Raw genomic sequence first — 19886 nt, forward strand, 5'->3', positions numbered from 1 at the left:
TTCTGGTTGTTTTGTTCAGCAATCGGCGTACCCGCAATTGCCGCTGGCGTGAAAACCGGCGCGACAATCAACCCGGTCAATACAAATTTAAATGTATGACCTGTGGTGCAGAGGTCTTTACATCAAATGGAAAACCCCCTTTGGATTGCGCAAGGAATCCGTCAAACCGCAGAGGTACCCCATGACACAGCCCGCCGATGCCGCTGAACGCCGTGCCATCAAACCCGTGATCTGCTATCCGAACGAGACTTTGCCAGTGCCCGATCTGGAACTATATCGGTCTGCACGCGCCACAGCGATCAAAACAGGTGAGGTACTGATACAGCCACGTGAGGCAGATACCTTCCGTGTCCCAGCCGGGAATTTCTTCCGCATCTCTTCTGTTGAGGGGCCGCAGGTCGGCGATTTGAACCTGTGGAACGCTGATGACATTTCCGAACGGTTTTATCCCGGCAAGTCCCGCGCGCTGCACGGCACCCATCTGACGACGGGCGAACGGATGTGGACCTCTTTCCCTGGGTTGCGCCCCATGGCAACTATCATCGACGACTCGCTTGATTGGTATGGCATCGATGAATTCGGCGGCTCAGTGCATGACGTGATTGGCACACGGTGCGACCCCTACACCGGTAACCTACTTAGCGGCTCGCAGTATCACCATTGCTGCCACTCTAACCTGACCCGCGCCCTGGCGGATGAGCTTGGCGTCTCACTTCAAGAGGCGGAACCACATGTGCACGACGTGCTCAATGTTTTCATGTGCACCGGCTTCACCCGTGACACCGGGCAATATTTCATGAAGGCCAGTCCGGTGCGTCCGGGTGACTACATTGAATTCTTTGCCGAAATCAATCTATTGGGCGCAATGTCCGCCTGCCCGGGGGGCGATTGTTCTGCTGAGCACTCGAGTGACACCGCCGCCTGCTATCCCATGCTTGTTGAAATGTTTGCCCCGGCCGAAGGCGCACTTGGAAATTGGCAAAGCCCGCCGCTCAACGGTTATGACCGCAGCCACGGGCGATAAGTTCAGCGCGCGTACTTAATGAACGGCGTGAGATTCGCGATACGATCATACAGCTTCCGCGCCTCGGCGTTGAAATCCTGCGTCAGCCAATAAACCGACGGGCAGCCGTCAGTATCGGCACGCGCATAAACCGCCTCGATCAGTTTTCGACCTACACCCTGACCACGTACGTTGGGGTCGGCATAAAGATCCTGCAGATAGCACACCTTATCCAGCCGCCAGTTGTGCGCGTGATAGATGTAATGCACCAACCCCACCGGCGTATCGCCCATAACCGCCAGAAACCCGTTTTGATCAGGGTCGTTGTTTGAGAGCAGGCGCTCAAAGGTTGCGTCATATACAGCATCCGACACGCTGCTTTCGTAAAACTCTAGATAAGCTGTCCAAAGCGCGCGCCATGCCTCTTTGTCGCCGGGTTCAATTGGGCGAATAATCAGGGTCTCGGACATGGCATTTCCTTTCAGCGAGGTTTTGACAAGATATAGCCTGCCCCGCTAAAAGCACCAGAGAAGTTATTCCGCGGCAACCGCCTTTGGATCTGCCAATGCAACGACATCCATCATGATCGCGTTTAGCTCAAAATCTTTCGGCGTATAGACCCGGGCCACACCCATTGCACGCAGGCGTGTGGCGTCTTCGTCTGGAATGATACCGCCCACGATGACTGGCACATCGCCTACGCCCGCATCACGCATACGCTGCATTAACTCCTCGACCAGTGGAATGTGAGAACCGGACAGAATCGAAAGGCCAACAACATGCGCCTTGTCTTCCAGCGCTGCCTCAACGATTTCCTCGGGCGTCAGGCGGATGCCTTCATATCCGATGTCCATGCCGCAATCGCGCGCGCGGAAGGCGATTTGTTCAGCCCCATTTGAGTGGCCATCAAGACCAGGCTTGCCGATCAGGAACTTCAGGCGACGCCCCAAGTGGTCGCTCGCGGCATTCACGGCATCGCGAATATCATCCAGTCCTTCGGTCTTGTTGGAAGGGCTGCCAGACACGCCGGTTGGCCCACGATATTCGCCATGCACTGCACGCATTTGCGCGGCCCATTCACCGGTTGTAACCCCAGCCTTGGCTGCAGCAATCGAGGCGGGCATAACATTTGCCCCCTTTTGTGCCACCGCCCGCAAATCTGCCAGCGCCGACTTCACTGCCTCGGCGTCGCGTTCCGAGCGCCAGGCAGTCAGGCGATCGATTTGCTCCGCTTCAACTGCAGGATCGACCACCATGATGCCTCCATCACCAGTCATCAACGGGCTGGGTTCACCTTCGGTCCATTTATTCACGCCAACCACGACGGTTTCGTTCTTTTCAATCCGGTTCAGACGATCGGCATTGCTGTCGACCAGACGTGATTTCATATATTCGATTGAGCCGATCGCACCACCCATGCCCTCAAGATTGGCCAGTTCATGACGTGCCCCGTCTTTCAGCGCCTCAACCTTGCGATCAACGGCTGGGTTACCCTCAAACAGGTCATCAAATTCCAACAGGTCTGTCTCATAGGCCAGAATTTGCTGCATCCGCATTGACCATTGCTGATCCCACGGACGCGGAAGGCCCAGCGCCTCGTTCCACGCAGGCAGTTGAACGGCGCGGGCACGGGCCTTTTTGCTGAGCGTCACCGCCAGCATTTCGATCAGGATCCGGTAAACGTTGTTTTCCGGCTGCTGTTCGGTCAAGCCAAGCGAGTTCACCTGTACACCATAACGAAAGCGGCGGAATTTTGGGTTATCCACACCGTAGCGGCTTTCCAGAATCTCATCCCATAGATCGACGAAGGCGCGCATCTTGCACATCTCAGTAACAAAGCGGATGCCAGCATTCACAAAGAACGAAATCCGCCCTGCCAGCGCCGGAAAATCTTCGGCGGGCACACGCGGCTTGAGCTCATCAAGTACAGCAATCGCCGTGGCAAGCGCAAAGGCCAGTTCCTGCTCAGGCGTCGCACCCGCCTCCTGCAGGTGATAGGAACAAACGTTCATTGGGTTCCATTTGGGTACATTGGTGTAGCAGTATTCAGCCACATCGCCGATCATTTTCAGGCTCGGCTTCGGCGGGCAGATGTACGTGCCACGCGACAGGTATTCTTTGATCAGATCATTCTGTACCGTGCCCTGCAGTTTGGTCACGTCTGCGCCCTGCTCCTCGGCCGTGGCAATATAAAGTGCCAGCAACCAAGGCGCCGTCGCATTGATCGTCATTGATGTATTCATCTGCTCCAAAGGGATATCGGCAAACAGCGTTCGCATATCCCCCAGGTGGCAGACCGGTACACCAACCTTGCCAACCTCTCCCCGTGCCAGCACGTGATCGCTGTCATAACCCGTCTGTGTTGGCAGATCGAAAGCAACGGAGAGGCCAGTCTGCCCTTTTGCGAGGTTGGAACGATAGAGTGCGTTCGACGCCTTGGCCGTAGAATGTCCTGCATAGGTGCGGATCAGCCAAGGGCGGTCTTTTTGAATATCTTGCTGCGATTGCGACATTATGAGATCTCCAATCCGAATCTGATCCGAAACATTATTGCGTCACGGAACAGATATTAGAAATGATCGATCCCTGTCAATATGCTGCAATGCAGCAACACCAAAAACTAACAGCCGCCCAAAAGGCGGCTGACATTTTTGATACATGTTTGTTGATTAGGCTGCTTTACGACGGCGGCGTGACACGAGAGCAAAAGCCCCCAATCCTGCTAACATCAGCGGTAAAGCTGCGGGCAGTGGAACTACGCCAGTGGTACTGCCTTCCAATTTAAGACCTTTGCCCGGCTCAGGATCATCAACAAAAGCACCTACAAATGTTGAGCTGTCTGAGAAAAACGCAGTCACTTTAACACCAATCAAATCCAAAATCTGAACGCCGGTATCATTTACACCGCCAAAGTCTGGATCAATGTCCAAGATATCGAATGTAAATCCTGTGGCAAAAGCGCCAGGGGCAAACAAGAATGTCATCACAGGCGAGTTCAAGCCAAATGGATCTACGGGTGTTGGAGCATTTGGATTCGCATCGCCTGCAAGAGACGCAATACTGTCCCAGAATACAGTCACCCCACTATTTGGGCCTGTACCGTCACCTACGGCTGTCGTTCCATCGATTGTCAGGTTTAAAATGTCGAAACCGCTATCATTTTCAAAAAGAAAATTCACCGGATCAACGGCATCGTCTGGACCGTTAGTGATACCCAACAATGCAGCATTTGCCGCAACAGTTGATAAAATCATACTCGCGGCCGCTGCTAGTAGTGTTCTTTTCATCTCGTTAACTCCGCAACAATTACCAGTTTCGCCGCCCGAACACCTTCGGTTTCGCTATGGAATCGCTCCCTCAGACGGCATTAATCTAAACTCTCATGACACACTTTGGCGAAAAGGGCAATATTTCAACACATTTTCACCTCATTATATGAACGCATCGGCACCTAATAATACGCCAATCAGCCTCATTGTTTCCAAATTCGCCGCGATATCACCTTAAGGCATTGTATTATTTGTGTTTCCCACCGGTCAAATTCGCTTCGCATGGTGTTAGGAAGTTGTTCACAGCTCCATTGCTATCTTTGAACATTTTCTTGCTTACACCTGCCTTGCTTCACGTCACAGAACGGATCCTTCGGTGTTTGCATTATATTCGCGCTTTCCTGTTGGTGTCGAATTGCCTTACATATGCTTTTTGTGTGCAGAGCCTGGTTAATGTCTTCATTCAGTGCCGAAGCGTTACAGATAGTTTGACCAGATTAAAGGAAACACGAGTATGACACAGGTGGTAGAACTGCCCGTCTGGCTTTTCGTGTTAATCCTTCTTTTTGCGGTTGTCACTTTTGCATCGCATTTCTTGTTTCCATCAGTGCGCTGGTTCTTTCGTCGCCGAATGGAACGTGCCGTCGCCCGGTTGAATGAACGGCTGGAACGCCCGATTGAGCCGTTCAAGTTGGCGCGGCGCTACGACATGATCCAACGGCTCATATATGATCCCGAGGTTAGCTTGGCGATTGCGGAACATGCCAAGACAGAAGGCGTACCGGAAAACGTTGCCTTTGAAATGGCACGTCGTTATGCGCGCGAGATTGTCCCGTCTTTCAGTGCCACCGCCTACTTTGGATTTGCGATCAGATTGACCCGCTGGCTAAGCCAGTCTCTGTACAGGGTAAGGGTCGGCAATTTTGATGAAACCGCTCTAAGCAATGTCGATAAGGACGCGACAATTGTTTTTGTCATGAACCATCGTAGCAACATGGATTACGTCCTAGTCACGTGGTTGGCCGCGGACCGCTCAGCTCTCAGCTATGCTGTCGGAGAATGGGCTCGCGTTTGGCCCTTGTCGCGCCTGATCAGGGCGATGGGAGCTTACTTCATTCGCCGCAAATCACGGAATGCGCTCTACCGCAAAGTACTTGCGCGCTACGTGCGCATGGCGACAGAGGCCGGCGTTGCACAGGCCGTATTTCCCGAGGGCGGTTTGAGCCTGACCGGCGATCTGGCCCCACCCAAACTGGGAATTTTGAAATACATTGTCGATGACCGGACCGAAAGCTCAAAAGACGTGGTATTTGTCCCGGTTGCTTTGAACTATGACCGGGTGTTCGAGGATCGGGTTCTTGTTGCTGCAGGGCAAAAAGGAGAACGGCGTTTTCCGGCACGGATTAGCGTTGTGACCAGATTCATTTTCAAACAGATCTGGCTACGTTTGCGCGGAAAATATCACAGACATGGCTATGCCGCCGCAAGCTTTGGCGCCCCCGTATCGCTAAACCAGTTTGAGCTTGAGAATCCAGGCGCAACGGTTGATGCGCTTGGCGCGCTCTTGATGGAAAAAATTGGAAAAGAGGTTCCGGTTTTACCTGTACCGCTTGTGGCGCGGGCAATGATCCAATCGGGTGCCCCTATAAGCCGTAAAGATCTGGAAAATTCTGTGGGCGAGATGATCAGACACCTGCCTGATGCCCACGTCCACGTTCCAAGAAACGATCAGAGGTACGGTGTGACGGTTGGCGTCCGAAATCTGCTGAAACGAGAATTCATCCGAGAGTCTGATGGGATCTATGAAATTGTGGAGGAAGAACAAGAAGTTGTTCGTTTTTACGCCAATTCTATTTCTCATTTATTTCGCGACCGCAGCAAAAATGACTGAAATTTCTGCAGTCGCAAGGTTATAAAATTACAAATCCGGCATTCTCGGCATTGCATTATTGCGTGTGGGATTATATTTCAGGATCAGAAACGCGATTCTGCATCGCGGCGAAACTTTAACTGAGGAGGCCGCCCATGGCTCTGGACACCGAAACTGGCATTGCGCCCTACGATGCCCCTGAGAAAGATCTGTACGAGGTCGGCGAACTGCCGCCGTTGGGCTATGTTCCAAAGAAAATGTACGCATGGGCGATCCGTCGTGAACGCCACGGCGAGCCTGATCAAGCCATGCAGCTTGAAGTCGTCGACGTTCCAAAGCTCGACAGCCACGAAGTGCTGGTTCTGGTGATGGCCGCAGGCGTAAACTATAATGGTGTTTGGGCTGGCCTCGGTATCCCAATCAGCCCATTTGACGTTCACAAAGCTGAATTCCACATCGCAGGCTCCGATGCCTCGGGCGTAGTCTGGGCCGTTGGTGACAAAGTCACCCGCTGGAAAGTTGGCGACGAAGTGGTTATTCACTGCAATCAGGACGATGGTGAAGACGAGCACTGCAACGGTGGCGACCCGATGCATTCGAACAGCCAGCGGATTTGGGGATATGAAACGCCAGACGGATCGTTTGCACAGTTCACCAACGTTCAGTCGCAGCAATTGATGCCACGTCCCAAGCACCTGACTTGGGAAGAATCCGCCTGCTACACGCTGACACTTGCCACAGCCTATCGCATGCTGTTTGGTCACCATCCACACGAAATCAAACCCGGGCAAAACGTTCTGGTTTGGGGAGCGTCGGGTGGTCTGGGTTCTTACGCGATCCAGCTAGCCACAGCCGCCGGAGCCAATGCCATCGGTGTGATCAGCGACGAAGACAAGCGTGACTTTGTCATGGGACTGGGCGCCAAGGGCGTTCTGAACCGCAAGGACTTTAACTGCTGGGGTCAACTGCCGACCGTGAACACGCCAGAATACAACGACTGGTTCAAAGAAGTTCGCAAGTTCGGCAAGGCGATCTGGGACATCACAGGCAAGGGTGTAAACGTTGACATGGTGTTTGAGCACCCCGGTGAATCCACAATGCCGGTATCAACCTTTGTTGTGAAAAAAGGCGGCATGGTTGTGATCTGCGCCGGTACCACCGGATACAACCTGACCATGGACGCGCGGTACGTCTGGATGCACCAAAAACGCATCCAAGGCAGCCACTTCGCCCACCTCAAGCAAGCCTCGGCAGCAAACCAGTTGATGGTCGAAGGTCGCCTTGATCCGTGCATGTCCGAAGTGTTCCCATGGGATGAAATCCCTGCAGCCCACGTGAAAATGCGTAAGAACGAGCACAAGCCGGGCAACATGTCCGTGCTGGTTCAGGCGCCAACAACCGGTCTGCGCACCGTTGAGGAAGTACTTGCCGCAGGTAAGTAAGCTTCACACCAGAGAGTTTAACGCCCGCGACCAGATCTCTGATCGCGGGCGTCCATTTTTATAAATTCGCCATCTAAACGGCATTGATTTCAATGATCGTCTATCGGCAATTTCCGCACTGCATGACTTGTCTTGGAATATTGCGAAATTGGTTCTCATCAAGCCGAGTTGTGCTCTGAAGATCGTTGTCCGGCGCTAAGGGGTTGGCAGGGAGGAGAGCCATCCGTGAGTGGTTGCGCCGGACAATTCAGCGTTGGTTAACTTTCAAGCCACCAACGCTTGATGAAGAAACCTCCATCCATAAACCAGCCGCCGCCGATATCAGGGCCAATTCCGACAATGCTGGAGGTTACGACCAAATCCGTTCCGAATGCGGGCACAAGGCTGCCACCTTGTTGGGATATAAGCCGCTGCACCTCGCCGTACATATCGTTACGTTTGGCATCATCCAGCTCGCTGCGCGCTGCCTTGACCAATTCGTCAACACGATCGATGGAGATGTTCGTATCGTTCCACGAAGCTTCTGAAGTGTACGCCAATGAAAGGATCATATCCTCAACAGGTCGGCCGCCCCAAGAAACCAAGCAGAACGGTTTGGCTTGCCAAATCTCGGACCAATATCCATCGCGCGGGACACGGACGATATTCAGTTCTACGCCAATTTTAGCAAGACTTTCGCGGAACAATACCGCAGCATCTATGGCGCCATCATAAGCGGTATCCGAAGTATGGATATCGATCTTGGCATTTTCCATGCCTGCCGCTTTGATATGTGCTCTGGCGCGATCCAAATCGTACTTTATTTTAAGCTCTGGGTCATAGCTATTGAACAAAGGGCCCAGAGGCTGATCGTTCCCAACGACCCCATATCCAAATAGTATCTTTTCCACGAACTCTTCGCGCGGGAAGGCATGTTTAAGCGCCAACCGGAAGTCGTTGTTATCAAATGGTGCCTTATCGACATGCATTGGATTTGTGTAGGCGCTGTTGGATGGCGTTCCTCGAACATTGATGTTTGGCATTTCTGCTAGGCGACCAATTGTCTTAGGCGAAGGCGCGCTGATCACATCCATAGAGCCTGATAAGAGCGCGCTTTGCCGAGCTGTTTCATCCAGAACGGCGGTAAGCTCACAACTGTCTACAAATCCGAAATCTGATTGCCAGGCATTTGGATTGCGTTCAAAACTTGCCCGCACCCCAGGTTTGAAATCCTTCAGCAGATACGTTCCAGTGCCATGCACTGACAACACGTCGGCGACGCCATCCTTCGTCGGGACAATATTCATATGATAATCTGTCATCAAGTAAGGGAACTGGGCGTTTCCTTCAGAAAGCGTAACTTCGACAACATTGTTGCCATCCGCTTGAACATCAGAGATGCCCGCGAAGACGCCCGCCGCTGCAGAAGTCGAATCTTCACCACGGTGAAGGTTGATCGAATTGATGACGTCCTCGGGGGTTAGCGATTTACCATTCGAGAATTCGACACCTTTGCGTAGATTGAAACGCCAAACTTTTGCATCTGGCGAAGATTCCCAACTTTCAGCAAGGGCAGGTTTTGCCGTGTTGTCTTGCCCAAGTTCAACCAGACTATCGCGGCAAGCCCGACTAATGCTGATCATTGTCGTGCCATTGTATTTTCGCGAATCTAAGGTGTCATCGGTCGAGGCATCGCTCAAGCCAGCCCGTAAATGACCCCCACGTTTTGGAGTGGCGGCCTGTGCGTGGTTCCACATGCCCGACGCGGTTGAAAGTGCCAGACCCATTGCAGTCGCATTGACAAGAAACTCACGCCGAGTCGCACGTTTGTCACTCAGTATACGGTTCAGAAACTCCTTGTTCTCCATTTTCCTCTCCTTAGTTGGCATAGTTCTTCGTAGCGACATCGGTGCGCTTCGAACGTGTAGCGGAGTGCAAGATTCAGTTGATGGAATCGCGAACCAACGGGCTTGTCGAACAGTGAATTCCACCACCGTTCAGCTGAACACGTCCGTAATCGATTTCCAGAATTTCAACTCCAAGCTTTTCTAATTTTTGTCTCGTCGCTGTGGACATTCCTTTGGGCATAACGACTCTGCGCGGCGCAATCGCAAGACCGTTGATGATCCACGCATTGTCCTCTTCGGTAATTTCCACGGTCTGAATACCCATTGCCCTCAATTGCTCGAGAAACGTGAAGGGCAATCCGCCGGGCCAGACGAGAGCGAGGTCCGTATCAATCATCAAGAAATGCCCGTCAATGTGGATATCATAGCCACACAAATCGATGACAATCAGTTCGGCACCTTGCACCCGCAACACATCCGCGATCTGTTTGCAGGCTTCGTCATTAATACGGATGCCACGACCGATAACGGCCGTTTCAGGGTTGAGCCATGCAAAACTGCCACCTTCAGCCATTGCTGTACCGTGAAGCGTTCGCAATATGGGCATTCCGATGTCAGCGAGAGCACGTGTTACCGGTAATTCCTCCCCGTGCCGCATCCGCGGGGCGAGCCGAGTGACGATTGCACCGCCCTTAACCGCGATGCAACTGTCTCGGGTGTATATGGACTTGAAGCGACCGCTCTCAACACCTTGGAGAGAAATGACTTCGACGCCTTCGCGCTTTAAAAGATCGGACAGGGCATCGTGCTGATCCTGCAGTTCCGATAGATCGGGAATTTCATGACTTTGCCAATACCAACCCTTGTCAACATCACCAAAAGTTCCCGTTTCCTGGATAAATTTTGATGGGTCGATGACATCAAATTCAGATCCCGGACGATGCATTAGAACTGCGCGCAGCTTTCCAACGTCATTGTCGCAGCCCCAGTGACGCCCCCACAATCGTGTTTGACGATCAGGGTGTTCAAATGCGGGCTCTGACTCAGATCCAAAGTGCTTAATAGTCGCTGAGTATAGATCTCGTCTTTTGGGTTCAAAGGCGCCCATGATATATCCCCAGTCTTTGTTCGATTGCATCAACGCTAGCGTTGGTGAAGGTTGACATAAAGGGAGTAATTATCCCTATATAATTGAGATTAACTCAATATATGAAGTTGGAGAGCATATTGTGAGACGATTGCCACTTAATGCTTTGCGTGTTTTCGAGGCAGTTGGCCGCCTGAGATCAGCCGCCCGCGCTGCCGATGAACTGGGGGTGACACCCGGCGCTGTAAGCAAACAACTCAAACATCTAGAAGATCAATTGCAGTTGACGCTACTGGCCCGCAGTGGGACTGGATTGATATTGACGCAATCGGGTGCAGAGCTGCACGATCGAATTTCAATTTCACTCACAAGTTTGCTCTATGCCGTCGAGGATGTTCAGAGTGAAAAGGTCGAGGGGAAACTGCGCATTGATTGCATGCCCGCCTTTGCGTCCCAGTGGCTTATTCCTAGACTACGCAAGTTTACTGATCGCTTTCCAAAAGTGAGCATCCAGATTGTGCCTTCTCACCCGCCGCATACAGGGTTAGACCAGAGTGCAGACCTTGCCATCTTGTTTGGCCGCCCGAACTGGCCAGATGCGTCAATAACAACCTTGAAAGAAATAGAGTTTTTCCCAGTCTGCGCCCCTTCGATCTTGAATACCCGAAGATTGCGCACAGCAGATCTTGCTCAATTCCGTCTTTTCGATGGCCTTGACGTTTCCCATTGGCATGAATGGTTTGCCGCGCGTGGGGTGCCACTTCCACGCAGTGTAGAAAGCATCGAATTTGGGGATTTCAATCACAATTTGTCGGCAGCCCGTGCGGGACTTGGGTTTGCCATGGGTGACAATATTACCGCTGCCGAAGATTTGAAAACTGGCGCTCTTGTCCGCCCGTTCGACACCAGCCTGAAATCACCCGGGATTGGTTATTTCATCCTGACTCCAGAGCATCGTCAGATTTCCGAGCAAGCCCTGGCATTTCGAAATTGGATTCTTCGTGAAGCAGCTGGTTCCGATTGATAGATCGTTGCTCTCAAAATGTTGTAGATTTGGAAAATACCCAAACCGGTCACAAGCGCTACGCAGAATAGGCTTAATGAATACTTTCTGATGTTCGTGCGACTGAAGCGAGCGTCTGATTACACCGCTTAAGGAACCTCAACCACCAACGTATACGCCACTTCTTGGGCGGTAAAAAATCTTCTGATCGTGTAGGCGCCCCAACAGGTCTTGAATTCGGCGCACTGTGTCTTCGCGATCTGACCGGCCCTCATCAGTCTCCCCCAGTTGAGCATGTGACAAACTCGCCAACGTGCTGCGCAGCCCCGTCTCAATCAGCTCCATATCAGAAACGGTCAGTTCAAACATGTCGTTGTGCTGGGGCATTGGTACTTCCTTTATCAAAGCTTGCTTAGGCAACAGTAGCACAGGCCTTCGCGTCATCGCAGAGAAGATTTGAATTTATGGAAGAATGAGGACGGCTTTCTCTGGAACGCCCCCTGACATAGGTCTAGGGTCGCGTTATGACCCAAACCTCACTCACATTTTCCCATGATCAGGCCGAAGCGCATGATCGCATCACCGAGATGCTGCGCAGCACTGGCGTTGATCTAGATGAAAGTCTGCTGACCCCGCTGCAAGAGGACAAAAACCGGGTCATGGCCGTCACAGGAAAGGCCGGGTCAGGTAAAACCTTGTTACTGGCGGAGCTTGTAAATGCCCTGGCCGAGGCGGGCGTCGACATCGTTTCTGGCGACTGGGAGGGCAAGAAACGGCGTGATCGCCGAACATTGGCCATTCTCGCCCCGACAAACAAGGCGGCCAGTGTATTACGCATGCGCGGCGTGCCCGCGACGACCATTCACCGTATTCTTTATACGCCTGTTTATGATCCAGAATATGAGCGCATCGCCGAATGGTTGGCAGGCAACGGAGAACGCCCCGAGATCGAGGGGCTGACAGATGAGGCACTGGATCGAGCGCACGCGTTTTATCAGATCAACAAATCCATACCTGGTGCGATGGCCGCCGCTGGTTTACGCGGATCCGATTTCATCACCGGTTGGAAACGCCGGGAGGAACCGCTTGATATCGGCTTTGTTGATGAATCGTCGATGCTGGATGATCGACAATTCGACGACCTCAAGGAAATCTTTCCGACCTTGTTGCTGTTCGGCGACCCGGCTCAGCTAGCCCCGGTCAATCAATCGGGCAACATGGTGTTCGACAAACTGCCCGAGCCTGCGGTGATGAACCTGCATCGTGTTCACCGGCAAGATGCGGACAACCCGATTCTGGATCTGGCACATGCCTTGGCCGATCCAGAACTAACATTCCAAGCATTTGAGGACATGATCGAAGACATTTCCCGTCGCGATGACCGGGTGAACTGGGCCCAACGGGTTGAGGTGGACCTGATGGCGCGCTCGCCGGTTTTGGTCTGGCGCAATGTCACACGTATCAAGTTGATCAATGCCTTCCGCGCAGTGCACGGCGCGCCGGAAACCGAGTTGCTGGAAGGTGAACCACTGATTTGCGACGGGATAGAGCTACCACTTAAACACCGCAAGAAACGGCTCGATCTTGAAGCACGCGGCCTGATCAAAGGGGCGCAGGTGATCTATCTTGGACCCGGCCGCAAACCCGGCTTTTCGCGTCTGCACGTGATGGGGGCCGAGGATCCACAGGTGAGTGCTGCCAGCATCGTGAAGATTGAAAAACCCGACGAGGAAGAGCCTTTTATCCCTTATGCGGCCCGCATGGGGGCCACATTCCTGCACGGTGCAGCAGTAACCATTCACAAGGCGCAGGGCAGTCAGTGGCGTGATGTGCAAGTGTTTGCACCCGATCTGTTTGTCGCCGCCCGGATGAACCGGATCGAAGCCGGGCAGCCTTTGTGGAAACGCCTTGCTTATGTTGCTATCACGCGCGCCGAAGAGCGTCTGCATTGGGTCACACGCAATCGTCTCTCCAAACCACAACATCCGCTACGAGTGGATGACCTGCGCGTGGCACCCACCCCTCTCGAACTGGAGGCTCAGCTATGAAATCCATTCTAATCACGGGGGCCAGCTCGGGCATCGGCCTTGCTACCGCACAGGTATTTTTGGCGGACGGCTGGAAAGTGGGGTTGCTGGCACGTCGAGCTGAGAAGCTTTCAGAGGTCGCCACGCACCATTCCAATGCCATCGCGCTACCCGCAGATGTGACCAATCCGGCAGCCATGAAACAGGCGTTTGCGGATTTCATAGCAGAGGCCGGCCGACTGGATGTTCTCTTCAACAACGCAGGCATGTTCGGGCCAGCCGCCCCGATTGATGAGGTCCCACTAGAGCATTTTGATCAAGTTGTATCCGTGAACCTGCGTGGCATGTTTATCGCGGCGCAACTCGCTTTTGCTCAGATGCGCAAGCAATCTCCGCAAGGCGGGCGGATCATCAACAACGGGTCAATCTCAGCCTATGTGCCGCGTGAACATTCGATCTGCTATACTACGACCAAACACGCCATCACCGGGATCACCAAGACCCTGTCATTGGACGGACGCCCCTACGACATCGCCTGTGGTCAGATTGACATCGGCAACGCGGAAAGCGAGCTGGTCGCATCGCTCAAAGAGCGGCAACCCGGCATGCATACGATGCCCGTGGAGGATGCCGCACGCTCTGTTTTGCACATGGCAAACCTGCCGCCTGAAGCGAATGTTCAGTTCATGACAGTGATGGCAACGAAGATGCCCTATATCGGGCGCGGGTAATGCTCTGCTTTAACCCTGACGCAGCAAACGGAAAGCTGCAGAAGCACCCCAGCCAGCCGCAATGGCAATCGCCAGTGACATGATGCCATACATCATCGGGTTTTCGCGCGATAGATTGTACAACCAACGTTCTAGCCCAACCTTGCGAACGTCGATCACAGTTTCATAGGCCGAAACCACTTGCCCCCCCCGCGTCAGAAAGATCCGTGTTGGGTACTTCCCCTCGGTCAGATTGGCTGGCATATCGATTGATGTGCGGAACAAGGTCTGCTGGTCAACAACGACAGAGTTCTCAACGATCTTGTAAAGACCTTCATCTTCGCGAATGCGGATTACTGCATCAACGAACTCAGGTGTACCACTGTTTAGGATGGATGCTCCAATCGAGCGGATCGCGCGTTCAATCGACACGCGATGCTCCAGATCGGCAGAATCATTCATCACTTCGTTGAATGGACCACTCGTGCCAACGGCATAGAAGCTTGGCGCAGAGTCCACCGTGACGCTCGCTGTGTTCACCCAAATACCCAATTTGCGAGATTTTCGACGCACAACTACCGGTTCTGACGGGCCGGAAACGGCAACAACCACTTCCAATGGTGGGCCTTCTGGAATCGGCGTTTCGCGTTTGACAGCACCAAAAACCAGAATACTTGAGCCATCGAAAGTGGCGGTAATGGCAATCTCGTCTTTGCTGAGACCAAGCACTACCTCTTCCGAAGCGGCGGCAATTTGCGTAAAGGCAAGCAACGATGCCGCGATGAATGAGAGCATACGGATCATAGATTAATGCCCTCCACTTTCGCCAAGTGAATAAAGCTCGGACGGCATTATCAGCAGATCCAATCCCAGCTTTACGCAAACTGCAATAACCATCATTGCCAGCAAAATACGCAATTGCTCGGCTTTCATTTTGGTGCCGATCCGCGTGCCGATCTGCGCGCCGATCACGCCACCGACCAACAGTAGAACCGCCAGCGCCACATCAACCGTGTAGTTGGTCGTGGCATGCAGCATGGTGGTGAACCCTGTAACAAAGATGATCTGGAACAGCGAAGTGCCAACAACAACCTTGGTCGGCATACCCAGCAAATAGATCATCGCCGGAACCATGATAAAACCGCCACCAACACCCATGATCGCGGCCAGAATACCTACGCAAACACCAACAATCACAGGTGGGATAACGCTAATATAAAGTCCTGAGGTTCTGAACCTCATTTTGAACGGCAAGCCATGGATCCAGTTGTGCTTTTTACGCTTCGGCGCGATACCTGAACGCGTATTGCGGATTGCACGCAAGCTTTCAATGAACATCATGCTCCCGATGATGCCCAGAAAGACCACGTAGCACAGTTTGACCAAAAGATCGACCTGACCCAACGATTTGAGATAGTTGAAGACCACAACACCCAAGGCCGCACCAATCAGACCGCCGATCAACAGCACCGTCCCCATGCGCAGATCAACCGTTTTGCGCCGCAGGTGGGCCAATACGCCTGAGAACGACGAGGCAACAATCTGGTTCGCTTCAGTTGCCACGGCCACCGCAGGTGGAATGCCAATGAAAAACAAAAGCGGGGTCATCAAGAAGCCGCCGCCAACCCCGAACATACCCGACAAAACGCCAACAGCCCCCCCCAATCCCAGAAGGAGAAAGGCGTTCACAGAAACTTCGGCTATGGGTAGGTATATAAGCATGAAATCCCTTACCCGCATGTCTAGCCCCTTGGCAAGCATGCTTATGGCCAGACGGCTCTCAGGCACGATCAAAATTTGTGAACTGGCCTTATGTTTCGTGATCGATGTTGCAAAATCGAGAAGTCAAAGTTCGGTTGTGGCCAGTTTATACGCCGCAAAGCCGAAAAACGCACCAAGACCGGCCTCGATCCAACGTCGTGCGGATTGGTACGCAGTCCGGATAGGTCGGGAAGACAACAACAATGCCCATGCACCATGACAGGCAAAGGAAATCAGGAAAGCCCCGGTCACAAACAGTGCAACAATCACGCTACCGCCGCCCTCAGTCGCACCAATTGAAGCGATGGCCAACCAAAACACAATGGCCTTGGGGTTACTGACCTGCAGCATAAAACCCGCCATGAAGATTCGCGGCAAGCGCTTCACTTGTACATCAGATGCTTTGATGACCGGAGGTTGCGCCGCCTTCTTGAAGGCGTTGTAGGCCAACCACATCAGGTAGGCCGCGCCGACCAAGCGCATCACCCCCATGAACCACGCCATCTGCGAGACAATTAAACCAATGCCCAAAAGTGTGGCGACATTGATCACGATACTACCGCAGGCAATGCCCGCAGCACCCACCAATGCGGGACCTCTTCCTTGCGATGTTGCAATACCAAGCAACATGGCCACCGCAGGCCCCGGTGAAGACGCTCCCACAAGTAGAATCGCATAAGCGGCGATGAAGCCGGGTAGAAAGAGTGCAAAATCGGCCATGGAACACAAACCTTTATAAGTCGGAAAGCCGACATGTTCCCTTATTGTTCTCATACAATCTTCTGCAAATCAATTCTATTGAAGGTTACTTCCCAGAATCTAAGGGCTTTTGAAGAATGAGCGCATCAACTCGGTTACCCGAGGGCTTTTCATAGTAGGCGTTACGGCGTGCAATCTCTTGAAATCCGCCACTATAATAGAGCGCTAAAGCAGCAAAATTATCTGCGGCGACTTCTAGAAAGCAACTTTCAGCACCGCGCAAACGCGCCTCAGCTTCGAACAATTGCAAAGCCTTGCGCCCCAAACCCTGACGCAGTTGCAAAGGATCGGTAGCCAACGTCAGCAATTCCGCCTCGCCCGCAATCGCCCGCCCCAAGGCAAAGGCAAATGTGTCACCAACGCAAAACACGTACGGACTATCGAGCAGTGAGGCAAATTCCTGTGCACTCCATGGCCTTCCCTGCTCCTTAAAGGCGCGGGTATGCACGGCGGCCATCTGTTCAGGCGTCATCCAGCATCACCGGAGGGGCATCACGTGAAGGGGCCGCGTCTGCCGCTTTGATATAGAGCGGTGCGGGAGGTTCGATTTGATTGAAACGGCGAGCAAGAGCTTTGCGCGCGATGGCCTCGGCCAGTGGATAGCACGGTTGAATTTCGTTCAACTCCGCCTTCAAAGACAATGCATCTGCTGACGGATAGGCCAGCAATACTGGCTCTGCTTTCGACGGATAGTCAGGCATTTCTTCTGGCCCACAGAGCACAGGAGCAGCCTCGCCCACTTGCACATAGGTCTTGTCAGCCGGGCCTTTAACCGCAGTGATCATGGTTCCATCTTGCCCAAAGCGGAGCGCTTCGAAAGTGGAAACGCCGATAGCAGGAATATCCAGAGCCAAGGCCAAGCCCCGGGCGGCAGATACCGAAATGCGGATGCCTGTGAAATTTCCAGGGCCTACACCGACACCGATGGCCGTCAAGTCGCGCCACCCAATTCCTTGACCGGCCAGTATCTCTTCGAGCAATGGCATCAACCGTTCGGCCTGTCCGCGCGACATCTCTTCATAACGTTCCGCAACAAGCTCTTCACCACGCAGCAAAGCGGCCGCGCAATGCGCGGCCGATGTGTCAAATCCCAAGATCAGTGGCTCAGACACCAACGGGTCGTACCTCGGTCACTTCAGGGATGTAATGGCGCAGCAGGTTTTCAATGCCCATCTTCAGCGTGATGGTCGATGACGGGCATCCCGCACAAGCACCCTGCATATGCAAGTAAACAACGCCGCGGTCAAAACCGTGGAAGGTGATGTCTCCACCATCTTGCGCCACAGCGGGACGCACGCGCGTATCCAGCAGTTCTTTTATCTGATTAACCACTTCGCCATCCTCGCCATCATGTGAGGCATGACCCGAATTTTGCGCGCCATCACCCAAAATAACCGGCTGGCCAGATTGAAAGTGTTCCATGATCGCACCAAGGATCGCGGGCTTGATGTGATCCCATTCAACATCATCCGCCTTGGTTACGGTGACAAAATCATTGCCCAGAAACACGCCGGTGACGCCTTGCGCCTTGAAAATCCGCTCTGCCAGTGGGGATTTTTCAGAGCCTTCGGACGACGGAAAATCAGCGGTGCCCATTTCCAGCACCATTTGACCGGGCAGGAATTTCAATGTGGCCGGGTTCGGGGTTGATTCTGTCTGAATAAACATGTGCGCGCCTTTCGTCAGTGCTATGGATATGCGCCTCAGGGCAGGGTCTGTCAAGGTTTGGAATGATTCTAAACTATGTCAGTTCGATATTTCGACACCCCAAAAGAAAACCGCGCGGAATAACCGCGCGGTTAAGCCTCAAACCTGATTAAGGATCAGAGGTTTGGATACAGTGGGAAGCGAGTGCACAGCTCAGCAACTTTGGCGCGAACGTTGGCTTCGACTTCTGCGTTTCCATCTGGACCGTTGGCCGCCAGACCATCAACAACCTCAACGATCATATCAGCGATTTGGCGGAACTCTGCCTCACCAAAACCACGGGTTGTGCCCGCAGGTGTGCCGAGACGGATACCGGAGGTGACAGTTGGTTTCTCAGGGTCAAATGGAATGCCGTTTTTGTTGGTTGTGATGTGCGCACGACCCAAAGCGGCATCAGTGATGTTACCGGTGACTTTCTTCGGGCGCAGGTCAACCAGCATCACGTGCGTGTCGGTGCCACCGGTGACGATGTCCAGACCACCTTTGATCAGTTGATCAGCCAGTGCATCTGCGTTCGCACGAACTTGCTTCATGTACTCTTTGAACTCAGGGCGAAGGGCTTCACCGAAAGCAACCGCTTTACCCGCGATTACATGCATCAGCGGACCACCTTGGATACCAGGGAAGATCGCGCTGTTGACTTTTTTGGCGATGGCTTCGTCATTGGTGACGATCATGCCACCGCGTGGGCCACGCAGGGTTTTGTGTGTTGTGGTTGTTGCAACATGCGCATGCGGGAATGGGCTTGGGTGCTCACCCGCCGCAACCAGACCAGCAAAGTGCGCCATGTCGACATGCAGGTATGCGCCTACGCTGTCAGCGATTTCGCGCATTTTGGCAAAATCGATGACACGTGGGATGGCCGAACCACCAGCGATGATCATCTTTGGTTGGTGCTCGGTCGCCAGCGCTTGGATCTCATCATAGTCGATCAGGTTGTCTTCTTTGCGCACGCCGTACTGAACCGCGTTGAACCACTTACCAGACTGGTTAGGGGCCGCACCGTGTGTCAGGTGACCACCAGACGCGAGGTTCATACCCAGAATGGTGTCGCCGGGTTGCAGCAGGGCTTGGAACACACCTTGGTTGGCTTGTGAGCCAGAGTTTGGCTGAACATTGGCGAATTCACAGCCGAACAGTTGCTTCGCGCGGTCAATTGCCAAGTTTTCAGCAACGTCCGCAAACTGGCAACCACCATAGTAACGGCGCCCGGGATAGCCTTCGGCGTATTTGTTGGTCAGCACGCTGCCTTGCGCTTCCATCACGGCCGCAGACACGATGTTTTCCGAGGCGATCAGCTCGATCTCGTCACGTTGACGGCCCAGCTCGTTGGTGATGGCACCAAACAGCTCTGGATCGCGTGACGACAGGGATTCGGTGAAGAAACCGGAATCAGACATGGGGGGACACTCCGTCAGGGTT

At 53.3% G+C, this 19886-nt stretch carries 19 protein-coding genes; 6 read left to right on the forward strand and 13 right to left on the reverse strand.

Annotated elements, in window-relative coordinates; translation table 11 throughout:
* The first annotated feature begins 181 nt into the window (after window positions 1-181).
* The gene (locus ROA7450_RS13335; RefSeq protein WP_085806348.1) at window positions 182-1024 is read left to right on the forward strand and encodes an urea carboxylase-associated family protein; all 843 of its coding nucleotides are present in this window, start codon (window positions 182-184) and stop codon (window positions 1022-1024) included.
* A 2-nt stretch (window positions 1025-1026) separates the two neighbouring features.
* Here ROA7450_RS13335 and ROA7450_RS13340 read toward each other — a convergent pair whose 3' ends face one another.
* The 3 genes from ROA7450_RS13340 to ROA7450_RS13350 form a co-directional block, all read right to left on the reverse strand.
* Window positions 1027-1473, reverse strand: a complete 447-nt coding sequence (locus tag ROA7450_RS13340; protein ID WP_085806349.1) for a GNAT family N-acetyltransferase — start codon at window positions 1471-1473, stop codon at window positions 1027-1029.
* Between the two features lie 63 nt (window positions 1474-1536).
* A complete protein-coding gene (locus ROA7450_RS13345; RefSeq protein WP_085806350.1) occupies window positions 1537-3516 on the reverse strand; it encodes an ethylmalonyl-CoA mutase in 1980 nt (659 codons plus the stop codon).
* A gap of 156 nt (window positions 3517-3672) precedes the next feature.
* Window positions 3673-4290 (reverse strand): VPLPA-CTERM sorting domain-containing protein, encoded by a 618-nt coding sequence (locus tag ROA7450_RS13350; RefSeq protein ID WP_085806351.1) that lies wholly within the window; start codon window positions 4288-4290, stop codon window positions 3673-3675.
* 496 nt (window positions 4291-4786) lie between these two features.
* Here ROA7450_RS13350 and ROA7450_RS13355 point away from each other — a divergent pair, with 496 nt between their 5' ends.
* Window positions 4787-6163 (forward strand): 1-acyl-sn-glycerol-3-phosphate acyltransferase, encoded by a 1377-nt coding sequence (locus ROA7450_RS13355; RefSeq protein ID WP_085806352.1) that lies wholly within the window; start codon window positions 4787-4789, stop codon window positions 6161-6163.
* A 134-nt stretch (window positions 6164-6297) separates the two neighbouring features.
* Window positions 6298-7584 (forward strand): crotonyl-CoA carboxylase/reductase, encoded by a 1287-nt coding sequence (gene ccrA / locus ROA7450_RS13360; RefSeq protein WP_085806353.1) that lies wholly within the window; start codon window positions 6298-6300, stop codon window positions 7582-7584.
* A 257-nt stretch (window positions 7585-7841) separates the two neighbouring features.
* Here ccrA and ROA7450_RS13365 read toward each other — a convergent pair whose 3' ends face one another.
* A complete protein-coding gene (locus ROA7450_RS13365) occupies window positions 7842-9431 on the reverse strand; it encodes an ABC transporter substrate-binding protein (RefSeq protein WP_159454047.1) in 1590 nt (529 codons plus the stop codon).
* Window positions 9432-9504: 73 nt separating this feature from the next.
* Complete coding sequence (locus tag ROA7450_RS13370; RefSeq protein ID WP_200812961.1) at window positions 9505-10548, reverse strand: dimethylarginine dimethylaminohydrolase family protein; 1044 nt, start codon at window positions 10546-10548, stop codon at window positions 9505-9507.
* Window positions 10549-10639: 91 nt separating this feature from the next.
* Here ROA7450_RS13370 and ROA7450_RS13375 point away from each other — a divergent pair, with 91 nt between their 5' ends.
* A complete protein-coding gene (locus ROA7450_RS13375; protein ID WP_085806355.1) occupies window positions 10640-11521 on the forward strand; it encodes a LysR substrate-binding domain-containing protein in 882 nt (293 codons plus the stop codon).
* A 138-nt stretch (window positions 11522-11659) separates the two neighbouring features.
* Here the strand turns inward: ROA7450_RS13375 and ROA7450_RS13380 are convergent, their stop codons facing one another.
* Complete coding sequence (locus ROA7450_RS13380; protein WP_085806356.1) at window positions 11660-11887, reverse strand: hypothetical protein; 228 nt, start codon at window positions 11885-11887, stop codon at window positions 11660-11662.
* 137 nt (window positions 11888-12024) lie between these two features.
* Here ROA7450_RS13380 and ROA7450_RS13385 point away from each other — a divergent pair, with 137 nt between their 5' ends.
* Both ROA7450_RS13385 and ROA7450_RS13390 read left to right on the forward strand, forming a co-directional pair.
* Window positions 12025-13548 carry an ATP-dependent DNA helicase gene (locus ROA7450_RS13385; protein WP_085806357.1) on the forward strand — a complete coding sequence of 508 codons (1524 nt, stop codon included), beginning with the start codon at window positions 12025-12027 and terminating at the stop codon, window positions 13546-13548.
* The gene (locus ROA7450_RS13390; protein WP_085806358.1) at window positions 13545-14258 is read left to right on the forward strand and encodes an SDR family oxidoreductase; all 714 of its coding nucleotides are present in this window, start codon (window positions 13545-13547) and stop codon (window positions 14256-14258) included. The genes ROA7450_RS13385 and ROA7450_RS13390 overlap by 4 nt, the downstream gene beginning before the upstream one ends.
* A 9-nt stretch (window positions 14259-14267) precedes the next feature.
* On the opposite strand, the gene ROA7450_RS13395 is transcribed toward ROA7450_RS13390, so the two are convergent.
* From ROA7450_RS13395 to glyA, 7 genes are all read right to left on the reverse strand, one after another.
* Window positions 14268-15041: a TIGR02186 family protein gene (locus ROA7450_RS13395; RefSeq protein ID WP_085806359.1), complete on the reverse strand. Its 774-nt coding sequence runs from the start codon at window positions 15039-15041 to the stop codon at window positions 14268-14270.
* A gap of 3 nt (window positions 15042-15044) precedes the next feature.
* Entirely contained in the window at window positions 15045-15959 is a 915-nt protein-coding gene (locus ROA7450_RS13400; RefSeq protein WP_085806435.1) for a sulfite exporter TauE/SafE family protein, read from the reverse strand.
* A 123-nt stretch (window positions 15960-16082) separates the two neighbouring features.
* Entirely contained in the window at window positions 16083-16718 is a 636-nt protein-coding gene (locus ROA7450_RS13405) for a LysE family translocator (RefSeq protein ID WP_085806360.1), read from the reverse strand.
* 85 nt (window positions 16719-16803) lie between these two features.
* Window positions 16804-17229, reverse strand: a complete 426-nt coding sequence (locus ROA7450_RS13410; protein WP_085806361.1) for a GNAT family N-acetyltransferase — start codon at window positions 17227-17229, stop codon at window positions 16804-16806.
* Window positions 17219-17869, reverse strand: a complete 651-nt coding sequence (tsaB, locus tag ROA7450_RS13415; RefSeq protein WP_306372433.1) for a tRNA (adenosine(37)-N6)-threonylcarbamoyltransferase complex dimerization subunit type 1 TsaB — start codon at window positions 17867-17869, stop codon at window positions 17219-17221. Before tsaB ends, ROA7450_RS13410 begins: the two co-directional genes overlap by 11 nt.
* A complete protein-coding gene (locus ROA7450_RS13420) occupies window positions 17862-18425 on the reverse strand; it encodes a NifU family protein (RefSeq protein ID WP_085806363.1) in 564 nt (187 codons plus the stop codon). The genes tsaB and ROA7450_RS13420 overlap by 8 nt, the downstream gene beginning before the upstream one ends.
* Window positions 18426-18580: 155 nt before the next feature.
* On the reverse strand, window positions 18581-19864 hold the full coding sequence (glyA, locus tag ROA7450_RS13425; protein WP_085806364.1) for a serine hydroxymethyltransferase: 1284 nt from the start codon (window positions 19862-19864) through the stop codon (window positions 18581-18583).
* Window positions 19865-19886: the final 22 nt, after the last annotated feature.

This window comes from Roseovarius albus (genome assembly GCF_900172335.1).
Taxonomy (GTDB): Bacteria; Pseudomonadota; Alphaproteobacteria; order Rhodobacterales; family Rhodobacteraceae; genus Roseovarius; species Roseovarius albus.

Coding starts and splice junctions, on each gene's coding strand:
- ROA7450_RS13335 (WP_085806348.1), top strand. CDS start 182: ATGACACAGCCCGCCGATGCCGCTGAACGCCGTGCCATCAAACCCGTG.
- ROA7450_RS13340 (WP_085806349.1), bottom strand. CDS start 1,473: ATGTCCGAGACCCTGATTATTCGCCCAATTGAACCCGGCGACAAAGAG.
- ROA7450_RS13345 (WP_085806350.1), bottom strand. CDS start 3,516: ATGTCGCAATCGCAGCAAGATATTCAAAAAGACCGCCCTTGGCTGATC.
- ROA7450_RS13350 (WP_085806351.1), bottom strand. CDS start 4,290: ATGAAAAGAACACTACTAGCAGCGGCCGCGAGTATGATTTTATCAACT.
- ROA7450_RS13355 (WP_085806352.1), top strand. CDS start 4,787: ATGACACAGGTGGTAGAACTGCCCGTCTGGCTTTTCGTGTTAATCCTT.
- ccrA (WP_085806353.1), top strand. CDS start 6,298: ATGGCTCTGGACACCGAAACTGGCATTGCGCCCTACGATGCCCCTGAG.
- ROA7450_RS13365 (WP_159454047.1), bottom strand. CDS start 9,431: ATGGAGAACAAGGAGTTTCTGAACCGTATACTGAGTGACAAACGTGCG.
- ROA7450_RS13370 (WP_200812961.1), bottom strand. CDS start 10,548: ATGCAATCGAACAAAGACTGGGGATATATCATGGGCGCCTTTGAACCC.
- ROA7450_RS13380 (WP_085806356.1), bottom strand. CDS start 11,887: ATGCCCCAGCACAACGACATGTTTGAACTGACCGTTTCTGATATGGAG.
- ROA7450_RS13385 (WP_085806357.1), top strand. CDS start 12,025: ATGACCCAAACCTCACTCACATTTTCCCATGATCAGGCCGAAGCGCAT.
- ROA7450_RS13390 (WP_085806358.1), top strand. CDS start 13,545: ATGAAATCCATTCTAATCACGGGGGCCAGCTCGGGCATCGGCCTTGCT.
- ROA7450_RS13395 (WP_085806359.1), bottom strand. CDS start 15,041: ATGATCCGTATGCTCTCATTCATCGCGGCATCGTTGCTTGCCTTTACG.
- ROA7450_RS13400 (WP_085806435.1), bottom strand. CDS start 15,959: ATGCTTATATACCTACCCATAGCCGAAGTTTCTGTGAACGCCTTTCTC.
- ROA7450_RS13405 (WP_085806360.1), bottom strand. CDS start 16,718: ATGGCCGATTTTGCACTCTTTCTACCCGGCTTCATCGCCGCTTATGCG.
- ROA7450_RS13410 (WP_085806361.1), bottom strand. CDS start 17,229: ATGACGCCTGAACAGATGGCCGCCGTGCATACCCGCGCCTTTAAGGAG.
- ROA7450_RS13420 (WP_085806363.1), bottom strand. CDS start 18,425: ATGTTTATTCAGACAGAATCAACCCCGAACCCGGCCACATTGAAATTC.
- glyA (WP_085806364.1), bottom strand. CDS start 19,864: ATGTCTGATTCCGGTTTCTTCACCGAATCCCTGTCGTCACGCGATCCA.